18 protein-coding genes are annotated in these 15,290 nt (G+C 57.5%); 14 read left to right on the forward strand and 4 right to left on the reverse strand.

From position 1 onward, the window contains the following. Positions 1-7 precede the first annotated feature (7 nt). From nthA to ACFSE1_RS00370, 4 genes are read left to right on the forward strand one after another with little or no spacing between them, the layout of a single operon-like run. A complete protein-coding gene (nthA, locus tag ACFSE1_RS00355) occupies positions 8-670 on the forward strand; it encodes a nitrile hydratase subunit alpha (RefSeq protein ID WP_377395013.1) in 663 nt (220 codons plus the stop codon). Then, positions 667-1,326: a nitrile hydratase subunit beta gene (nthB, locus tag ACFSE1_RS00360; protein ID WP_377394894.1), complete on the forward strand. Its 660-nt coding sequence runs from the start codon at positions 667-669 to the stop codon at positions 1,324-1,326. Before nthA ends, nthB begins: the two co-directional genes overlap by 4 nt. Then, the gene (locus ACFSE1_RS00365) at positions 1,313-1,687 is read left to right on the forward strand and encodes a nitrile hydratase accessory protein (protein ID WP_377394897.1); all 375 of its coding nucleotides are present in this window, start codon (positions 1,313-1,315) and stop codon (positions 1,685-1,687) included. The genes nthB and ACFSE1_RS00365 overlap by 14 nt, the downstream gene beginning before the upstream one ends. Positions 1,688-1,747: 60 nt before the next feature. Then, positions 1,748-2,872, forward strand: a complete 1,125-nt coding sequence (locus ACFSE1_RS00370) for an ATP-dependent DNA helicase (protein WP_377394900.1) — start codon at positions 1,748-1,750, stop codon at positions 2,870-2,872. 120 nt (positions 2,873-2,992) lie between these two features. Here the strand turns inward: ACFSE1_RS00370 and ACFSE1_RS00375 are convergent, their stop codons facing one another. Then, entirely contained in the window at positions 2,993-3,670 is a 678-nt protein-coding gene (locus tag ACFSE1_RS00375) for a MerR family transcriptional regulator (protein ID WP_377394903.1), read from the reverse strand. 461 nt (positions 3,671-4,131) lie between these two features. On the opposite strand from ACFSE1_RS00375, the gene ACFSE1_RS00380 reads away from it, so the two are divergent. Further along, positions 4,132-4,884, forward strand: coding sequence for a pyridoxine 5'-phosphate synthase (locus ACFSE1_RS00380; RefSeq protein ID WP_377394906.1), 753 nt, complete (start codon positions 4,132-4,134; stop codon positions 4,882-4,884). Between the two features lie 62 nt (positions 4,885-4,946). Here the strand turns inward: ACFSE1_RS00380 and ACFSE1_RS00385 are convergent, their stop codons facing one another. Next, positions 4,947-5,828, reverse strand: coding sequence for an SDR family oxidoreductase (locus tag ACFSE1_RS00385; protein ID WP_377394909.1), 882 nt, complete (start codon positions 5,826-5,828; stop codon positions 4,947-4,949). A 134-nt stretch (positions 5,829-5,962) separates the two neighbouring features. Between ACFSE1_RS00385 and ACFSE1_RS00390 the strand changes: the two genes are divergently transcribed. Beyond that, positions 5,963-6,370 carry a winged helix-turn-helix transcriptional regulator gene (locus ACFSE1_RS00390; RefSeq protein WP_377394912.1) on the forward strand — a complete coding sequence of 136 codons (408 nt, stop codon included), beginning with the start codon at positions 5,963-5,965 and terminating at the stop codon, positions 6,368-6,370. Here the strand turns inward: ACFSE1_RS00390 and ACFSE1_RS00395 are convergent, their stop codons facing one another. Continuing rightward, the gene (locus ACFSE1_RS00395) at positions 6,371-6,661 is read right to left on the reverse strand and encodes a DUF4087 domain-containing protein (protein WP_377395016.1); all 291 of its coding nucleotides are present in this window, start codon (positions 6,659-6,661) and stop codon (positions 6,371-6,373) included. It abuts the gene before it with no gap. 234 nt (positions 6,662-6,895) lie between these two features. On the opposite strand from ACFSE1_RS00395, the gene ACFSE1_RS00400 reads away from it, so the two are divergent. Further along, positions 6,896-7,534, forward strand: coding sequence for a TetR/AcrR family transcriptional regulator C-terminal domain-containing protein (locus ACFSE1_RS00400; protein ID WP_377395019.1), 639 nt, complete (start codon positions 6,896-6,898; stop codon positions 7,532-7,534). 41 nt (positions 7,535-7,575) lie between these two features. Next, the gene (ilvC, locus tag ACFSE1_RS00405) at positions 7,576-8,595 is read left to right on the forward strand and encodes a ketol-acid reductoisomerase (protein WP_377394915.1); all 1,020 of its coding nucleotides are present in this window, start codon (positions 7,576-7,578) and stop codon (positions 8,593-8,595) included. Positions 8,596-8,725: 130 nt separating this feature from the next. Here the strand turns inward: ilvC and ACFSE1_RS00410 are convergent, their stop codons facing one another. Next, the gene (locus ACFSE1_RS00410; RefSeq protein WP_377394918.1) at positions 8,726-9,826 is read right to left on the reverse strand and encodes a branched-chain amino acid aminotransferase; all 1,101 of its coding nucleotides are present in this window, start codon (positions 9,824-9,826) and stop codon (positions 8,726-8,728) included. Positions 9,827-10,065: 239 nt separating this feature from the next. Between ACFSE1_RS00410 and ACFSE1_RS00415 the strand changes: the two genes are divergently transcribed. The 6 genes from ACFSE1_RS00415 (at position 10,066) to ACFSE1_RS00440 (ending at position 15,234) form a co-directional block, all read left to right on the forward strand. Beyond that, positions 10,066-11,292 carry an aminotransferase-like domain-containing protein gene (locus tag ACFSE1_RS00415; protein ID WP_377394921.1) on the forward strand — a complete coding sequence of 409 codons (1,227 nt, stop codon included), beginning with the start codon at positions 10,066-10,068 and terminating at the stop codon, positions 11,290-11,292. 184 nt (positions 11,293-11,476) lie between these two features. Next, a complete protein-coding gene (locus ACFSE1_RS00420; RefSeq protein ID WP_377394924.1) occupies positions 11,477-12,223 on the forward strand; it encodes an NUDIX hydrolase in 747 nt (248 codons plus the stop codon). A 65-nt stretch (positions 12,224-12,288) separates the two neighbouring features. After that, positions 12,289-13,203: a PhzF family phenazine biosynthesis protein gene (locus tag ACFSE1_RS00425; RefSeq protein ID WP_377394927.1), complete on the forward strand. Its 915-nt coding sequence runs from the start codon at positions 12,289-12,291 to the stop codon at positions 13,201-13,203. A gap of 335 nt (positions 13,204-13,538) precedes the next feature. Further along, the gene (locus tag ACFSE1_RS00430; protein WP_377394930.1) at positions 13,539-13,757 is read left to right on the forward strand and encodes a hypothetical protein; all 219 of its coding nucleotides are present in this window, start codon (positions 13,539-13,541) and stop codon (positions 13,755-13,757) included. Positions 13,758-13,920: 163 nt separating this feature from the next. Continuing rightward, complete coding sequence (locus ACFSE1_RS00435; protein WP_377394933.1) at positions 13,921-14,865, forward strand: NAD(P)H-dependent flavin oxidoreductase; 945 nt, start codon at positions 13,921-13,923, stop codon at positions 14,863-14,865. A gap of 144 nt (positions 14,866-15,009) precedes the next feature. Beyond that, entirely contained in the window at positions 15,010-15,234 is a 225-nt protein-coding gene (locus ACFSE1_RS00440; protein ID WP_377394936.1) for a hypothetical protein, read from the forward strand. Positions 15,235-15,290 lie beyond the last annotated feature (56 nt).

The following is a 15,290-nucleotide window of genomic DNA, read 5'->3' on the forward strand; positions in this document are numbered from 1 at the left end:
GGTGACAATGCATGACCACGATCATCATCATGACCATGATGATCATGAACACCATCACCACGATAACCGCTATTCCAATATGGAGGCCCGGGTGCGGGCGCTGGAAACGGTGTTGAGCGAAAAAGGGCTGATCGATCCGGCGGCGCTCGATGCCATCGTGGAAACCTACGAGACCAAGGTTGGTCCTCGCAACGGGGCAAGGGTGGTTGCAAAGGCCTGGGCCGATCCGGCTTTCGCGGAATGGCTCCGGCGTGATGCGACTGCTGCGATTGCAAGCCTGGGCTTTACCGGCAGGCAGGGCGAACACATGCGCGCGGTGTTCAATACGCCCGACACTCACAACATGGTCGTCTGCACCCTCTGTTCCTGTTATCCATGGTCCGTTCTGGGCCTGCCTCCCGTTTGGTACAAGGCGCCGGCCTATCGCTCCCGTGCGGTGATCGATCCGCGAAGCGTGCTGGCTGAGTTTGGGGTCGCACTGCCTGAGACGATGAAGATCCGGGTCTGGGATTCCACGGCGGAGCTGCGCTATCTGGTGGTGCCGCAACGCCCCGACGGAACGGATAACTGGACACAAGAGCAGCTGGCTGAACTGGTAACGCGAGACAGCATGATCGGCACGGCACTGGCACATGCAGCGCATGGTGCAGCAGATGGCGGTACACAGTGAACGGGCCGCACGATCTCGGCGGGCAGATGGGGTTCGGTGCTGTCGCACCGGAAGTCGACGAACCCTTCTTTCATTCGGAATGGGAAAAGCGGGCTTTGGCGATCACGCTGTCCTGCGGTGCTTTCGGAGCCTGGTCGATTGACGAAAGCCGACATGCGCGTGAGTGCATTCCGCCGGCGGCTTATCTCTCCGCATCCTATTACGAAATCTGGATCCGGGCGCTGGAAGTGCTGCTGGAGAGGCACGGTTTCGTCACCGCAGACGAGATTGACCTCGGCCATCGGAAGACCGCGGGTGCAGAGCCGAAGCGTGTGCTGAAGGCCGATATGGTCGCCGCTGTTCTTGCCAAGGGCGGTCCGTGCGACAGGCCGCTATCCGATCCACCCCGTTTTGTTGCGGGGCAGAAAGTGCGTCTGTTGAATATCCACCCGACCGGGCATACGCGGCTGCCCCGTTATGCAAGAGGCAGGATCGGCACCATCGAGACCATTCAGGGCTCTTTTGTCTTCGCCGATGATAATGCCCATGGGCGCGGTGAGAACCCGCAATGGGTCTATACGGTCGTGTTTGATGGAGCGGAGGTCTGGGGACAGGGCAGCGATCCGACGCTTACCGTTTCCATCGATGCCTGGGAGAGCTATCTTGAGCCAGTGTGACGCAGCAAGCCCTCTTGGAAACGCGCCCGGCCTGCCGCGCAGCGCGGAGGGAGATCCGGTTTTTGCCGAGCCCTGGCAGGCGCAGGCATTCGCGCTGACCGTTCATCTGCATGAGCGCGGCGTGTTTACCTGGGCGGAATGGGCGCAAGCGCTCTCTGCCGAAGTGCATGGGCCGGGTCGCGCCGCCGATGGATCCGATTATTTCGAGGCTTGGCTCGCAGCCCTCACGGCGCTTCTCGTGCACAAGGGCGTGGCGGATCACGCATCGATCCTCAACCTGCAGGAAAGCTGGCAACGCGCGGCGCAAGCCACTCCGCACGGGCAGTCAATCGAACTGTCAAACGATCCGGCGAGATCGTAAAGTTCTGCATTTCGCATCGTTTCAGGTTGCTATTCTGTTCCGAATCCCGGAAAGAGGGGCATGCAGTTCGCACCCCAGCAGGATGAGGCGCTCAAGGCCGTCTCGACATGGTTGAAGGAAGGCCGTAGCCAGGTCTTTCGGCTGTTCGGCTATGCCGGAACAGGCAAGACGACGCTTGCTCGCTATTTCGCCGAAAACGTGGATGGCGATGTGCTCTTCGCTGCCTTCACCGGCAAGGCGGCGCAGGTGCTGCGCTCGCGCGGAGCCTCCAATGCCAAAACCATCCACTCGCTGATCTATCGCCCGCGTGGCGAGGAGCAGGTTGAGGATGAGGAAACGGGCAAGACATCCGTTGCGCCCATGTTCTCGATCAATCGTCAAAGCCCTGTCGCCAAGGCCGCGCTGATCGTGATTGACGAATGCTCAATGGTGGATGAACAGCTCGGCCGCGATCTCATGAGCTTCGGCACGCCCATTCTTGTGCTCGGTGATCCCGGCCAGCTCCCGCCTGTTTCCGGCGGAGGGTTCTTTACGGAGCAGGAGCCTGATTACCTGTTGACGGAAATTCATAGGCAGGCGCGGGACAACCCGATCATACAGCTTGCCATGCAGGTGCGCGAGGGCAAGGAAGTTCCTTACGGCGATTACGGAACGGCGCAGGTGATTTCCCGCAACGAGGTCAACCAGACGCTGGTGCTGGAGGCAGATCAGGTTCTTGTGGGTACGAACAAGACACGCCGACGCTACAATCAGCGGCTCAGGGAATTGAAAGGGTTCAGCCAGGCTTACCCACAATCGGGTGACAAGCTTGTCTGCCTGCGAAACGATCCGGCGAAGGGTTTGCTCAACGGCTCGCTGTGGCAGGTGATGAGCTCTTCCCGCGAGACGGTGAAGCCCGGTATCAACCTGATGATCCGGCCCGAAGACGACGATATGGATCGCGGTGCTGCCAAGATCAAACTTCTCAAGCAGAGTTTTGAGGAGGAGGGAGAAATCCCCTGGTCCACGCGCAAGCGCTATGATGAATTCGATTTCGGCTATGCCCTGACGGTTCATAAGGCGCAGGGTTCGCAATGGAACAACGTTGTGCTGTTTGACGAAAGCTGGGCGTTTCGCGATACCCGTGAACGCTGGCTTTACACCGCCATTACCCGTGCAGCCCAGACGCTGACGATTGTCCGGTAATCTAGGCCACGTCCAGCAAAAGTGGGTTAGCGGTTTTGCGTCCGGACTGCGTAAAAACAAAGACATAGAGTATTTCGGGTGACCTCCGCTTTCACCGGAAATGCTCTGTATCTTGCGCTGTCAGCTCGGCAATATTCCCAGAATATGGGCTTTGGCAGCGGCCTGATAGCGATTGGCGACGCCAAGTTTCTTGATCAGCCTGTCTTCAAGGTCCAGCAGTTCGTCGGAAGACAGGCCGAGCGCCTTGGCAAGCTCTGCGCCTTTCAACCCATCGGTCATCAGAAGCAGGCACTGCCGTTCTATATCGATCAGCACCGGCAGGGTTTCCGGGCTGTGCGCGGGATGGCGCGTCGGACCATTGGCGAGCAGCCGAATCTGCTGAACCTGTCGATGGATCGTCGACATATCTGCCGTCAGTTCACGCTTTCTCGTTTCCAGCGCCGTGCGAAAGAGCATATCTGCTTCTTCCTGTGAGCTTGCCTCGCCAAGCTGCTGCATCAATTCCTGAATTGCCACCAGCGAGATTCCGATTTCCCGGCAGGCGCATATGACTTCCATGCGCCGTATATCATCGCTGCCATAGACCCGCATTGCGCCGAGGCGCTGGGGAAAAATCAGGCCCTTTTCCTCGTAAAAATGAAGTGTGCGGTGCGTAACCCCAAAAAGGTCTGCCATGTCTGCAATGGCAAGAGGTGCTTGCATGGCAATGGCGGCATCTGAAACTCGCGGCAGAAACGAGCCTACGCCCGACGTTGCCGTAGCATTGTTTCGAGTATTGCAGAAAACGTCCGTCTGCATCAATTCAGCCTCCTCAGGCGAAAGGCCGATCAAAAAGCAATACAGGACCGGCGTTAGTGCTCCTCCACAACTTACGCGTCACTATATACGTAGATTGATCTTTATAAATCTATGAGGAAGATGCTAGTGCAATTCTACTATCACGAGAAATGATAGCGCCCTGAGCCGAATACCCCTTTATTTTCAGGGGGTTTTCTGCGCTGTCGCGCTATTCTCGCAAAAAATCGACCCGTTTCAGGTGTGAAGGAATCACTTCGACAGACGATGCGCCCCTTCGCGCCGCCGGGGCCGCCGCCGAGGTGCGAGCGCCGCAATCTGTATTGTCCAAGCGCTTGGAACTCGGTATTAAACCCATCGATCTAGCGCCTGTGCTCGCAAGTCATTCCGTTCGACGCGCGATTTCAACACCATCACCCAGGTCCTCATCCGCAACAGGTTTAGCAATATCAGAGGAAATCGCCATGCCCGCCAAGCTTTCCGTCAACCTCAATGCAATTGCAATGCTGCGTAACCGCCGGGATCTTCCTTGGCCAAGCGTTGCCGGTATCGGACGGATTGCCCTGCAGGCAGGGGCGTATGGTTTGACGGTTCATCCCAGGCCCGATCAACGGCATATCCGGTTCAGCGATCTGCCCGTGCTGCGTGCTCTGATCGACGATGAGTTTCCTTCTGCCGAATTCAATATTGAAGGGTATCCAAGCGAAGATTTTCTTCTTCTCTGCGAAGAGACGCAGCCTGAACAGGTAACGCTCGTCCCGGATGATCCGCTGCAGGCAACCTCCGACCATGGATGGGATTTTCGGGTGCATGGCGCGATGCTGCACACGGTTGTCTCGCGTCTTAAGAAGGGCGGCATGCGCGTTTCGCTGTTCGCGGATGGCGATGGGGACGTGGAGGCGGTGAAGCTCGCAAAACAGACCGGTGCCGATCGTATCGAACTATATACCGGACCCTATGGCGGTTGTTTCGATGATCCGGCCAAAGGTGAAAAACTGCTTGAGCTGCTTGGGAAGACGGCGGATGCAGCGATTGCTGAAGGTCTCGGCGTCAACGCTGGCCATGATCTGACGGTGGCAAATCTTCCGGCTCTCGCCAGGCGTATTCCGCAGCTTGCCGAGGTCTCCATCGGCCACGGGTTGACGGCTGACGCGCTGGAATACGGTATGGCAGAGACTGTGCGCCGCTTTCGCCGCGCTTGCGGAGAAGCAATCTAATATAAATGACCGCCGGCAGTTGGGCTGCTGCCGACGGTCGGCCATCCGGCTGAGCGGGAAGGTCAGCCAAGAAGGTCTTTGTGAGCCTTGAAGAATTCGGCGGCGCCTTGCGGTCTGCGACCTGTCAGATCCTCGAAATCGTGTGTCACCACATTGAAGTTGCCTGCGCGCGTGTTCGCATCGGCTGAAACCAGCATGGCAACAACGAAATCCGGCAGGCCCGCGCCGCGAAGGCCGTTCGCCAGTTGTTCATCGGTCACCTTCACAACGTTCAAGGGCTTTCCGGCCGTATCGGAAACGATCTTGCCGATTTCGTCGGCGGAGAGGGCGGTTTCGCCCGTCAGCGTAAGGATCACGTTGCCAGCCGGGGGAGACGCAAGTGCCGCCGCAGCTGCAGCCGCGCAATCATCGCGGGAAATGTTCGCAACCTTTCCATCGCCTGTCGCTGTGTACCAGGTGCCGACCACCAGATTATGCGGCATGCTCATGAAGTAATTGTCGAGATACCAGGAATTGCGGATGATGGTGTAGGTCAGGCCGCTGGCCTTGATGGCTTCTTCCGTGCCGAGATGATCCGGGGCAAAGCTGACCAGAGATTTGTCCGGGTTCGGCATGGAGGTGTAGAAGATATGCTTCACACCCGCTTTTACGGCTGCCTCAACCGCTGCCTTGTGCTGGGCGAGCCGTCTGCCCGGAACCGCGAGTTCGTCAGTGGAAATCAGCAGCAGGCGCTCTATGCCGTGAAAAGCTGCTTCCATTCCGGCTGCATCATCAAAGTCAGTCTTGCGCACCTCAATGCCCGCCTGGCTGAGTGCAGAAAGCTTGACCGGGTTTCGGCTCGCCGCGACAATGTCTGACCTTGCGATTTTGCCGTCAGCAATCAGATGCTCGATGATTTTGCGTCCGAGTTGTCCAGATGCGCCGGTGACCAGAATCTTTGCCACGTCCTTCGTGTCCTTAAGCTTGCGAGCAAACCTGATGGCTGCTCTCTTTTTGAGACTAGGGCTATTTTGGGAATTGACTCGGCCTCTGTAAAGAAGGCAGTTTCCGGGCAGATCGTTACGAAAAGGGAACCAATATGGACAAGCGTGTCAGCGAAATCGGCTTCAGGCTTTCCGATTGCGATATGTCTGGCGGGGATTTCGACAAGTGCCCCGTTCGCGATGTCATGAGCCAGATCAACGGAAAATGGTCTGTGCTGCTGCTGCATGCCTTGTCGGAGCAGTCCTATCGATTCGGAGAACTGCGCCGTCTGGTGCCCGACATTTCCCAGAGAATGCTGACGCAGACGCTGCGAGAGTTGCAGCGCGACGGCTATATTGATCGCACTGTTTTTCCCACCAAGCCGCCGAGTGTGGAATACAGCATGACGCCTCTCGGCTTCTCTCTGTTTGCGGCCCTATCGCAGGTTATCATCTGGGCAGAGCGCAATCATCCTGCCGTTCGCGAGGCGCGCGAGCGTTTCGATGCTGCGGAACGGAGCTGATTACTCCTTGGGTAGCTTGGGGTCGTTGCGGCACTTCGACAGCGGCAATTGCTTGACGGAAAAGATCTCGGTGATGCGCTCTCCCGCGCGGTCCACCGTCACCGACATACAGGCACAGGCATAGCCATAATAGCCGTTGGTTCTGACGAATTCTCCAGCGGTGAAATCCGGCATCAGATCTGCACCTTCCGGCTCCGCATCCGTTCCCTGCGTCGTGATGGTCCAGGAGGCTTCACTGTCGTCCAGCCAGTAATTGCCGGGGGTCGGGTTCTGCACCCAGCCGCACCGCATCTCCTTTGCCAGAGACTGGCCACCCACACTGAATGCGATTGCGCTCACCGCCAGGAACAAGCTTCTCACGATCATTTCTCCCCACGCCGTTTATGGCGCTTTACGCTGCCTGCATGATTCTTTGCACATGGTGCGCGAGACCTATTGACGAGGTCAAGAAAGCGCTCTAAACACTCGGAACCGTACCGTACGGTACGATAAGGAGATGAAGCCGTGACTGCCGAATTGCCAGAAATGCCAGAGTTTTCGCCGCGCCAGAACGCTGTTCTGGAGCAGGCGCTTAAACTTCTGGTGGATGGTGGCGAAAAGGCGCTGACGACCTCCGGTCTCGCGCGTGCGGCAAACTGTTCGAAAGAAAGCCTCTACAAGTGGTTTGGGGATCGCGACGGCCTCTTGGCCGCCATGATTGCCTTCCAGGCCAGCAAGGTGCGTACTTTCGAACGGGGGAACGGAAAGCTCACAGCCGATCTTTTGCGTGAGCATCTGGAGACATTCGGGCGCGATCTGCTGGAAGTTCTCTCCGGCGAAGTGTCGCTGGCCCTGAACCGCCTGGCGATCGGGCAGGCAAGCCGGGAAGGCTCGAAGCTCGGTCGTCTGCTGATCGAGCATGGACGCCGGCAGATTGACCGCCGCGCCATCAGCCTGATGGAAGCTGGCCGTCGGGCCGGTCTCTTGCGGTTTTCCGATGCCGATAGCGCCTATCACACACTTTATGGCCTGATTGTCTCGGATCTGCATGTGCGCATGCTGCTGGGCGAGAAGGGGCTTAAAGACAATGCGCGCCAGGCGGGGAGGGCTGTTGATGCCTTTCTCGTGCTGCATGGCGTGTCAAACCATACCGAGAGCGCAGCCCGCGCATCCTCGACTTTTTAAACCATCCAATACACAACTCGCATAGGGAAGGACCACATAAGATGCGCGTTTATTACGATCGGGATGCAGATCTCAACCTCATCAAGTCGAAGAACGTCGTCATTGTTGGCTATGGCAGCCAGGGCCGCGCACACGCGCTGAACCTGAAGGATTCGGGCGCCAAGAACGTCGTCATCGCTCTCAAGGCCGGTTCTCCGACGATCAAGAAGGCAGAAGCCGATGGCTTCAAGGTGATGACCGTTGCTGAAGCCGCTGCCTGGGCAGACCTTTTGATGATGGCAACGCCGGATGAATTGCAGGCCGACATCTACAAGGCCGAGATTGCTGGTAACATTCGTGACGGCGCAGCGATTGCCTTTGCACACGGCCTCAACGTTCACTTCGGCCTTATCGAGCCGAAGAACACGGTTGACGTTGTCATGATCGCGCCGAAGGGCCCTGGCCATACGGTGCGCGGCGAATACCAGAAGGGCGGCGGCGTTCCTTGCCTGGTTGCCGTTCATCACAATGCTTCCGGCAATGCTCTTGAACTCGCTCTCTCCTACGCTTGCGGCGTTGGTGGCGGTCGTTCGGGCATCATTGAAACCAACTTCAAGGAAGAGTGCGAAACCGATCTCTTCGGCGAACAGGTTGTTCTGTGCGGCGGTCTCGTCGAACTCATCCGCGCTGGCTTCGAAACGCTGGTAGAAGCCGGCTATGCACCGGAAATGGCCTATTTCGAGTGCCTGCATGAAGTGAAGCTGATCGTGGACCTGATCTACGAAGGCGGCATTGCCAACATGAACTACTCGATCTCCAACACCGCTGAGTGGGGCGAGTATGTCACCGGTCCGCGCATCATCACGGCTGAAACCAAGGCTGAAATGAAGCGCGTTCTGCACGACATCCAGACCGGCAAGTTCACCTCTGACTGGATGCAGGAATACCGTTCCGGCGCGGCCCGCTTCAAGGGTATCCGCCGCATGAACGACAGCCACCAGATCGAAGAAGTCGGCACCAAGCTCCGCGCCATGATGCCATGGATCGGCAAGAACAAGCTGGTCGACAAGGCTGTGAACTAAGTTTTTGCGCCGTCTTTGCCGCATGCCTGGAACTGTGCGGGTATCGGCAAAGCGCGCTTAAAACGGTAGATATCTCTGCCTCGGCAGAGGGGAAAAGGCCGGGGCGAAAGCTCCGGCCTTTTCTATTGGCTCAAGCCTTGACGATGCGGGTCCAGCCATGCTCGTCGTTCGTCTCGCCCTTTTGCAGGCCGACGAGTTTCTGGCGCAATTCGGTCGTCAGTTTGCCGGTCTGGCCGTCGCCGATCAGGAATTCGCCGCCCGCATGTCTGACAAGGCCGATGCCTGCCAGAACCGCAGCCGTGCCGCAGGCAAAAGCTTCCACGAGCTTGCCGCTTGCCGCATCAGCCTGCCATTCCGCGAAGGAATAGGGGCGTTCATCGACGCGCAGACCCTTCTCTTTTGCAAGCTGGATCACTGAAGCTCTTGTGATGCCGGGGAGAATGGTTCCGCCGAGGGGAGGCGTGACGACCGATCCGTCGTTCATGACGAAAAAGACGTTCATGCCGCCAAGTTCCTCTACCCAGCGATGCTCTGCCGCATCAAGGAAAACGACCTGATCGCATTCCTTTCTCTGGGCCTGCGCCTGCGCAACAAGGCTGCCCGCATAGTTGCCACCGCACTTGGCGGCACCGGTGCCGCCCGCGGCTGCACGCGTGTATTCCGTTTCAACCCACAGAGAGACCGCCTTGGCACCACCCTTGAAATAGGCACCCACAGGCGAAGCAATGATGCAGAAGATGTATTCCTGAGCAGGGCGCACGCCGAGGAAGGCCTCACTGGCAAACATGAAGGGGCGGAGATAAAGGCTGGCGTCGCCTGATGGAATCCAGTTCTTGTCGACGCGAACCAGTTCCTCTACCGCCTTCAGGAACAGCTCTTCCGGCACCTCGGGCATGGCCATGCGCGCTGCCGATTGCGCAAAGCGCCGGGCGTTTTCTTCGGGCCGGAAAAGAAGAATGCGGCCATCATCTGCCCTATAGGCTTTCATGCCTTCAAAGATTTCCTGGGCGTAGTGCAGCACTGCGGCGGCAGGATCAATCTCCAGTGGGCGGCGCGGCGTCACCTTCGCATCGTGCCAGCCCTTGTCGGCGCTCCATCGCGCCAGGACCATGTGATCTGTAAACACCTTGCCGAAGCCGGGCGTCTCAAGTGCCCGGATTCGATCAGCATCTGGAACGGGTGACTGATGGAATTCGATTGTGATTTCAGGAGAGGGCGACGTGGCGGTCATGGCTGGCACCTTAGATAGTCCATTAAAGAATGCGCGGCACACTACTGCCGCACTCCCTGCTTTGGAAAGCTCTGTTGCAATTCATTTTTCGCCTCTGTGTTTTTCGTTGCGGAGGCGGTATTCACTTCGCTGCGATACCACCTAGCCAAACGTCATGAGTCAAGTAGGTCAGTATTGTTGACATATAATTTGTTGCGTGGTTTGGTCTTCAAACGATAAAAAAATTCGAGGAAACATCGGTGCTGAATTGGGATCATATATTTGCGACGCGCTCCAGCCGGATGCGCGCATCTGAAATCCGTGAGCTTCTGAAGCTGCTTGAGCGGCCAGACATCATCTCCTTCGCAGGCGGCATTCCCGATCCGGCGTTGTTTCCGGACGAGGCGTTCAAGGAAGCGTATTCGGAAATTTTTTCCAGCCAGCAGGTCAATGCGGCGCTCCAGTATTCGGTCAGCGAAGGCTATAAGCCGCTGCGCGAATGGCTTGTTGCACAAATGAAGAAGATCGGCATCGATTGCACGGTCGATAACATCTTTATTACCTCCGGTTCGCAGCAGGCGCTGGATTATCTCGGCAAACTCTTCCTGTCACCTCAGGATACGGCACTCGTCACCTGGCCGACCTATCTCGGCGCACTTCAGGCCTTCAATGCCTATGAGCCCCATTACGATCAGTTGACACCCGGCGGCAACCGCACGCCGGACGCCTATCGCGAGGCGGCGGCCAAGAATGGCGGCAAGGTAAAATTTGCTTATCTCTCTGCGGATTTCTCCAACCCCACGGGCGAAACGGTTGATCGTCAATCGCGTGAGAAGCTGCTCGATCTGGCCGATGAACTGGATATCGCCGTGATTGAAGATGGTGCTTACCAGTCTCTGCGTTACAACGGTGAAGCCATTCCGCCGATCCTGGCGCTGGAAATTGCGCGCAAGGGCGGCATTGAAAACACGCGCACGATCTATTCCGGAAGCTTTTCGAAGACTCTGGCACCCGGCCTGCGTGTCGGTTTCGTGGTGGCCAATATGTCCGTCATCCGCAAGCTGGTGCTGATGAAGCAGGCGGCAGACCTGCATTCTTCCACCATCAACCAGATCGCCATCGCCACGGTCGCGGAACGCATTTTCAACGCTCAGGTGGCCAAGATCGGCGCCGCTTACAGCGCCCGTCGCGATGCCATGCTGGCCGCTTTGGAAAAATACATGCCTGCCGGCACCAGCTGGACCAAGCCGGAAGGCGGAATGTTTGTCTGGGTCACGCTGCCGAAGGGGCTGAATGGTGCCGATCTGCTGGCGCGCTCCATCGAGACAGAGAAGGTTGCCTTTGTTCCTGGCCAGGCTTTCTTTGCCGATCGATCCGGCGAAAACACACTGCGCCTTTCCTTCTCCTGCGCTAACGAGGCGCTGATCGAGGAAGGCATCCAACGTCTCGGTCGCCTCATCCGCAATGCGGACGTGAAGGCAGCCTGATATTTTTCAGGTGAGGCTTTATTGTGAAAAGGGCTTTGCGGCGAGCGAAGCCCTTTTTTGTTGCTGCCTGCGGTTGGCGCGTGCAGAGGCTGCCTTATTGTTGGCTGACATGTAAGTGCTAAGCATCACATGTCTTTGCGCGAACCATCTTTTCTTGCTTGCTGACGTTGCCGGAGTTTTCAGGATGAAGGGCACAACCGACTTTCCGCCTGCCGAGTGCATGTTTCCCATCTCGTCCATCGAGATCCGCATGGAGGCAGGCGATCATAGCCTCTACGCCGAGCACCGCGACAGGATTGAGCGGCACTGGCAGGAGGAGAAAGCTGCCAATCCGCATTTGTTCAATGGTCCCGTTGTGTTGCAGGAGACGGTGGAACTGTCGCCTGACGGGCGCTTGCTGGCTCGAGGTCGGATGACGCCCTATGCCACTCTTCTGTGGTGGAGGAGGCAGCCGCAGGATGGCCGCATTCGCCTGTTGATCGGCTCTGCCATACCACTCTCTTGCGGTGGCGCGGCGATGGTTATTCGCATGGCGAAGCACACGGCAAATGCCGGGCTGATCTGCCTTGCGGCGGGTTCGCTCGATCCCTCGGATGTCTCAGAGGGTTTGTGTGATGTGCTGGGCAGTATGAAGCGGGAATTGAAAGAGGAAACCGGCCTTGATTTTGCCGATGCAGATGTGGTGCCGCAGCTTTACGCTGCACATTATGCCGGTCGTTGCGGTGTCTTTCGCTTTATTCGCTTTCCGTGGTCATCGGATGAGATGATCCGCAAAGTAGAGGCCCATATGGCGCGTGAAAGCGAGCCGGAAATCGATGGTGTGTTTGCCCTGACGCCGGAAAATTTTGCTCATTACGAAGCCCAGCTCAATGGAATTTCCCGAATAGCGCTTTCATTCTTTTTCGCGGGACACGAAAAATCAGTGGGTTGAACCTCGGCCTAGCCTGAGGCAGTTTCAAACCCGGTTGCCTTCGGGCTCACTTATGGGAGGTTTATGTGGTCTTGCGTTACGTCGTCTACGATGTGTTCACCGATACCCGCTTGCAGGGCAATCCTCTCGCTGTGATCTTCGGTGGGGATCATCTTTCTGACGACCAGATGCAGGCTGTCGCACAGGAATTCAATCTGTCGGAAACCGTCTTCGTGGTTCCCGCGCAAAATCCGACGCATGCTGCCAAGCTGCGCATTTTCACACCAGCCTATGAATTGCCTTTCGCCGGGCACCCGACGGTGGGAACCGCGATTGCCCTGACGGAAATGAACCGGGGCGAGGGGCAGGATGTCGATACTGTCTTCGTGCTGGAAGAAAATGTTGGCCCTGTGCGTTGCGCCGTCCGTCTTTCCGCCGGGCATGCGAGTTTTGCCGAGTTTGATCTGCCCCGAAACCCGGTGCAAATCGAGCTGAAGCTGGATCGCCAGGGACTGGCCGATGCCTTGGGTGTGAAACTCTCTGATCTTGGATTTGAGAATCACGTTCCGTCGGTCTGGAGCGCGGGCGTGCCCTATCTGATGCTGCCCTTGCACAATCTTGCCGCCGTTCAGGGCGTGGAATTCGATCCGATGCTGTGGGAGCGAGTGGCGCCCTTTGTGGAGGGGCGGCTGGCTTCCGCTTACATCTATTGTCGCGGCGGCGTGAATCACAATGCGCGTTTCCATGCGCGCATGTTCTCTTCGGGCATGGGCATTGGCGAGGATCCGGCGACTGGCAGCGCAGTGGCAGCACTGGCTGGCGCACTTCATCAGTTCGATGCAATTCCCGACGGTAATCACCCCATCCTGATAGAGCAGGGGCAGGAAATGGGGCGCCCCTCTTACATTCATCTGCATGTGGACGTGAAGGACGGGGCTATCTCACGTGCACGGATTGGCGGCCAAGCTGTCAAGGTTGCAGCGGGAGAGCTTTTCCTCTGAGCCGCTGAAAAAAGATCGTTTCAGGCGGAACCGGAACCTTTCAGGCGCGTTATGGGGTGCCGACGGGAGAAGGTGAATGATCAGTTCATGCACAAGTACCATTCGACGCGCACGACAGAGCCTCCCGGCCTGGCGTCGTGCCAGCGTTTTTGTGCTGAACCCTGTGGGACGATCCCGATAATGACCCCCATCTGTTCGTGAAAAGCTTGCGAGGGTCACTCCCGATCACGGGAGCGTGCCTACAGATTTAAATCAATGAACACCGCAATATTTATGCGTAGGTCGGCCCTTACCGCCGCCGCGGTGGTCGAAACACATGCAGTTCAGGAGTGCGCATGATCAGGAGTGAGAAGAGGCGTAGCGAGGAGCCGTTGAATTCGGAGGATCTGGCAAAGTGCCAGCAAGTGTTCGAGCGCTTGAAGGCAGAGATTTGCCCCGAGGATGACCAGGAGGAAACGAATCGTCTCGCTGCCATCACCATCGAACTTTATCGCCAGGGTGTGCGGGCAGAAGACCAGCTGCGGGAAATGGTTGCTGCGGCACGCGGCCACTGATCGATTGATATCTGCAATGCCTATTCCGGCGGCAGGCCAAGGTGTGGCTGCCGCCGTTTTCGTTTCTGGGTTGTGTGTCTTTCGTGCGGTGTATTGCCGTTTACGTAAACTGCGGTTTATAGTCCCCACCATTGGATCAACATTGATGGCTGCGGGAGGAACGATGCCAATTCCAGGTCAATTCGATAGGCTGAAGCTACCGGCGGTGGCTGCCCCCATGTTTCTTTCATCCGGCCCGGATCTCGTTGTCGAGACCTGCAAGGCAGGTCTGGTCGGCACATTTCCGGCCCTGAACCAAAGAAGCACCGAGGGCTTTGTTGATTGGCTGAAACAGATCGAGGCGCGCCTGTCCGAGGTGCCGGATGCCGCGCCCTATGGCGTCAACCTCATTGTCCATCGGTCAAACCCCAGGCTCGAAGCGGATCTGAAGGCGGTGGTGGATCACAAGGTGCCGTTGGTTATCACCTCTCTGGGGGCGGTGCCGGATGTGGTTAAAGCCGTGCATTCCTATGGCGGTCTGGTGTTTCATGATGTCATCAACAGACGTCACGCCGAGAAGGCGGCAGAGGCGGGCGTGGATGGCATCATCGCCGTATGCGCGGGCGCGGGCGGACATGCGGGCACATTGAGCCCATTCGCGTTCATTCCTGAAATTCGCTCCTTCTTTTCAGGGACGATCCTGCTTTCCGGCGCCATGAGCACCGGAGCCCAGATCGCGGCGGCGCGTATCATGGGCGCAGATCTTGCCTATCTCGGCACTCGTTTCCTTGTGACGCGTGAATCCATGGTGCCTGAGGAGCAGAAAAAGATGACCATGGAGGCATCGTCCGCCGATATCCTCTACACGGATGCCATTTCCGGTGTGAATGCCAATTTCCTCCGGCCAAGCATTGTGGCTGCGGGCATGGACCCGGATAATCTCGTGTCGCATGGCCCGATGGATATGGGCAATGAGGCGAGGGCCTGGAAAAACGTCTGGTCCGCCGGTCATGGCGTAACGGCAATTGCGGATATTCCCTCAGTGGCCGAACTGTGCGCTCGTCTGAAGACGGAATATGTTGAAGCCATGTCGCGGGCTTCTTCAGATCCCTATGTTGGGTTGAGCTGAGTGTCGAGCACGCAAAGGTGATTGCGCCTGCCGTTGTTTCACCTTTGTCCTGATCCCAAATCGTCAACAGGCGCGATGGCAAGCAAAGCGCCTGTTCCAGTTCCGACAACTCCGCCGGGGCTGATGATTGAAGGAGTTGGACACATGAAGAAGCTGATTGTTGCGAGCCTCGCTATCGTCCTCGGCGCAAGCACGATTTCCTTTGCCGCAGAGCTTGGTTATGCCACCGAGGGACGTCTCAGCATCAATATGGTTGGTTCGACCATCTCTCAGAAGGTGGATCAGGACGGACAGATCTATGCGGAAACCTTTGTCGTGCAGCCAGACCACACGCTGAAACTCGTGAACCGGGCTGCCCTCCAGCCTTAGGGCAAGGGCTGAAAACCATTTATTAGAATGGTTTTCAGCCATTACCATATCCAAGA

The sequence above is a fragment of the Affinirhizobium helianthi genome (genome assembly GCF_042680945.1).
Classification (GTDB): domain Bacteria; phylum Pseudomonadota; class Alphaproteobacteria; order Rhizobiales; family Rhizobiaceae; genus Neorhizobium; species Neorhizobium helianthi.

Excerpts from the sequence above, each read along its gene's own strand:
- ACFSE1_RS00395 (WP_377395016.1), bottom strand. The coding sequence starts at position 6,661 with ATGCGGTGCGGCTGGGTGCAGAACCCGACCCCCGGCAATTACTGGCTG.
- nthA (WP_377395013.1), top strand. The coding sequence starts at position 8 with ATGCATGACCACGATCATCATCATGACCATGATGATCATGAACACCAT.
- ACFSE1_RS00430 (WP_377394930.1), top strand. The coding sequence starts at position 13,539 with ATGATCAGGAGTGAGAAGAGGCGTAGCGAGGAGCCGTTGAATTCGGAG.
- ACFSE1_RS00370 (WP_377394900.1), top strand. The coding sequence starts at position 1,748 with ATGCAGTTCGCACCCCAGCAGGATGAGGCGCTCAAGGCCGTCTCGACA.
- ACFSE1_RS00400 (WP_377395019.1), top strand. The coding sequence starts at position 6,896 with ATGCCAGAGTTTTCGCCGCGCCAGAACGCTGTTCTGGAGCAGGCGCTT.
- ACFSE1_RS00375 (WP_377394903.1), bottom strand. The coding sequence starts at position 3,670 with ATGCAGACGGACGTTTTCTGCAATACTCGAAACAATGCTACGGCAACG.
- ACFSE1_RS00390 (WP_377394912.1), top strand. The coding sequence starts at position 5,963 with ATGGACAAGCGTGTCAGCGAAATCGGCTTCAGGCTTTCCGATTGCGAT.
- ACFSE1_RS00420 (WP_377394924.1), top strand. The coding sequence starts at position 11,477 with ATGAAGGGCACAACCGACTTTCCGCCTGCCGAGTGCATGTTTCCCATC.
- ACFSE1_RS00380 (WP_377394906.1), top strand. The coding sequence starts at position 4,132 with ATGCCCGCCAAGCTTTCCGTCAACCTCAATGCAATTGCAATGCTGCGT.
- ACFSE1_RS00410 (WP_377394918.1), bottom strand. The coding sequence starts at position 9,826 with ATGACCGCCACGTCGCCCTCTCCTGAAATCACAATCGAATTCCATCAG.
- ilvC (WP_377394915.1), top strand. The coding sequence starts at position 7,576 with ATGCGCGTTTATTACGATCGGGATGCAGATCTCAACCTCATCAAGTCG.
- ACFSE1_RS00435 (WP_377394933.1), top strand. The coding sequence starts at position 13,921 with ATGCCAATTCCAGGTCAATTCGATAGGCTGAAGCTACCGGCGGTGGCT.
- ACFSE1_RS00440 (WP_377394936.1), top strand. The coding sequence starts at position 15,010 with ATGAAGAAGCTGATTGTTGCGAGCCTCGCTATCGTCCTCGGCGCAAGC.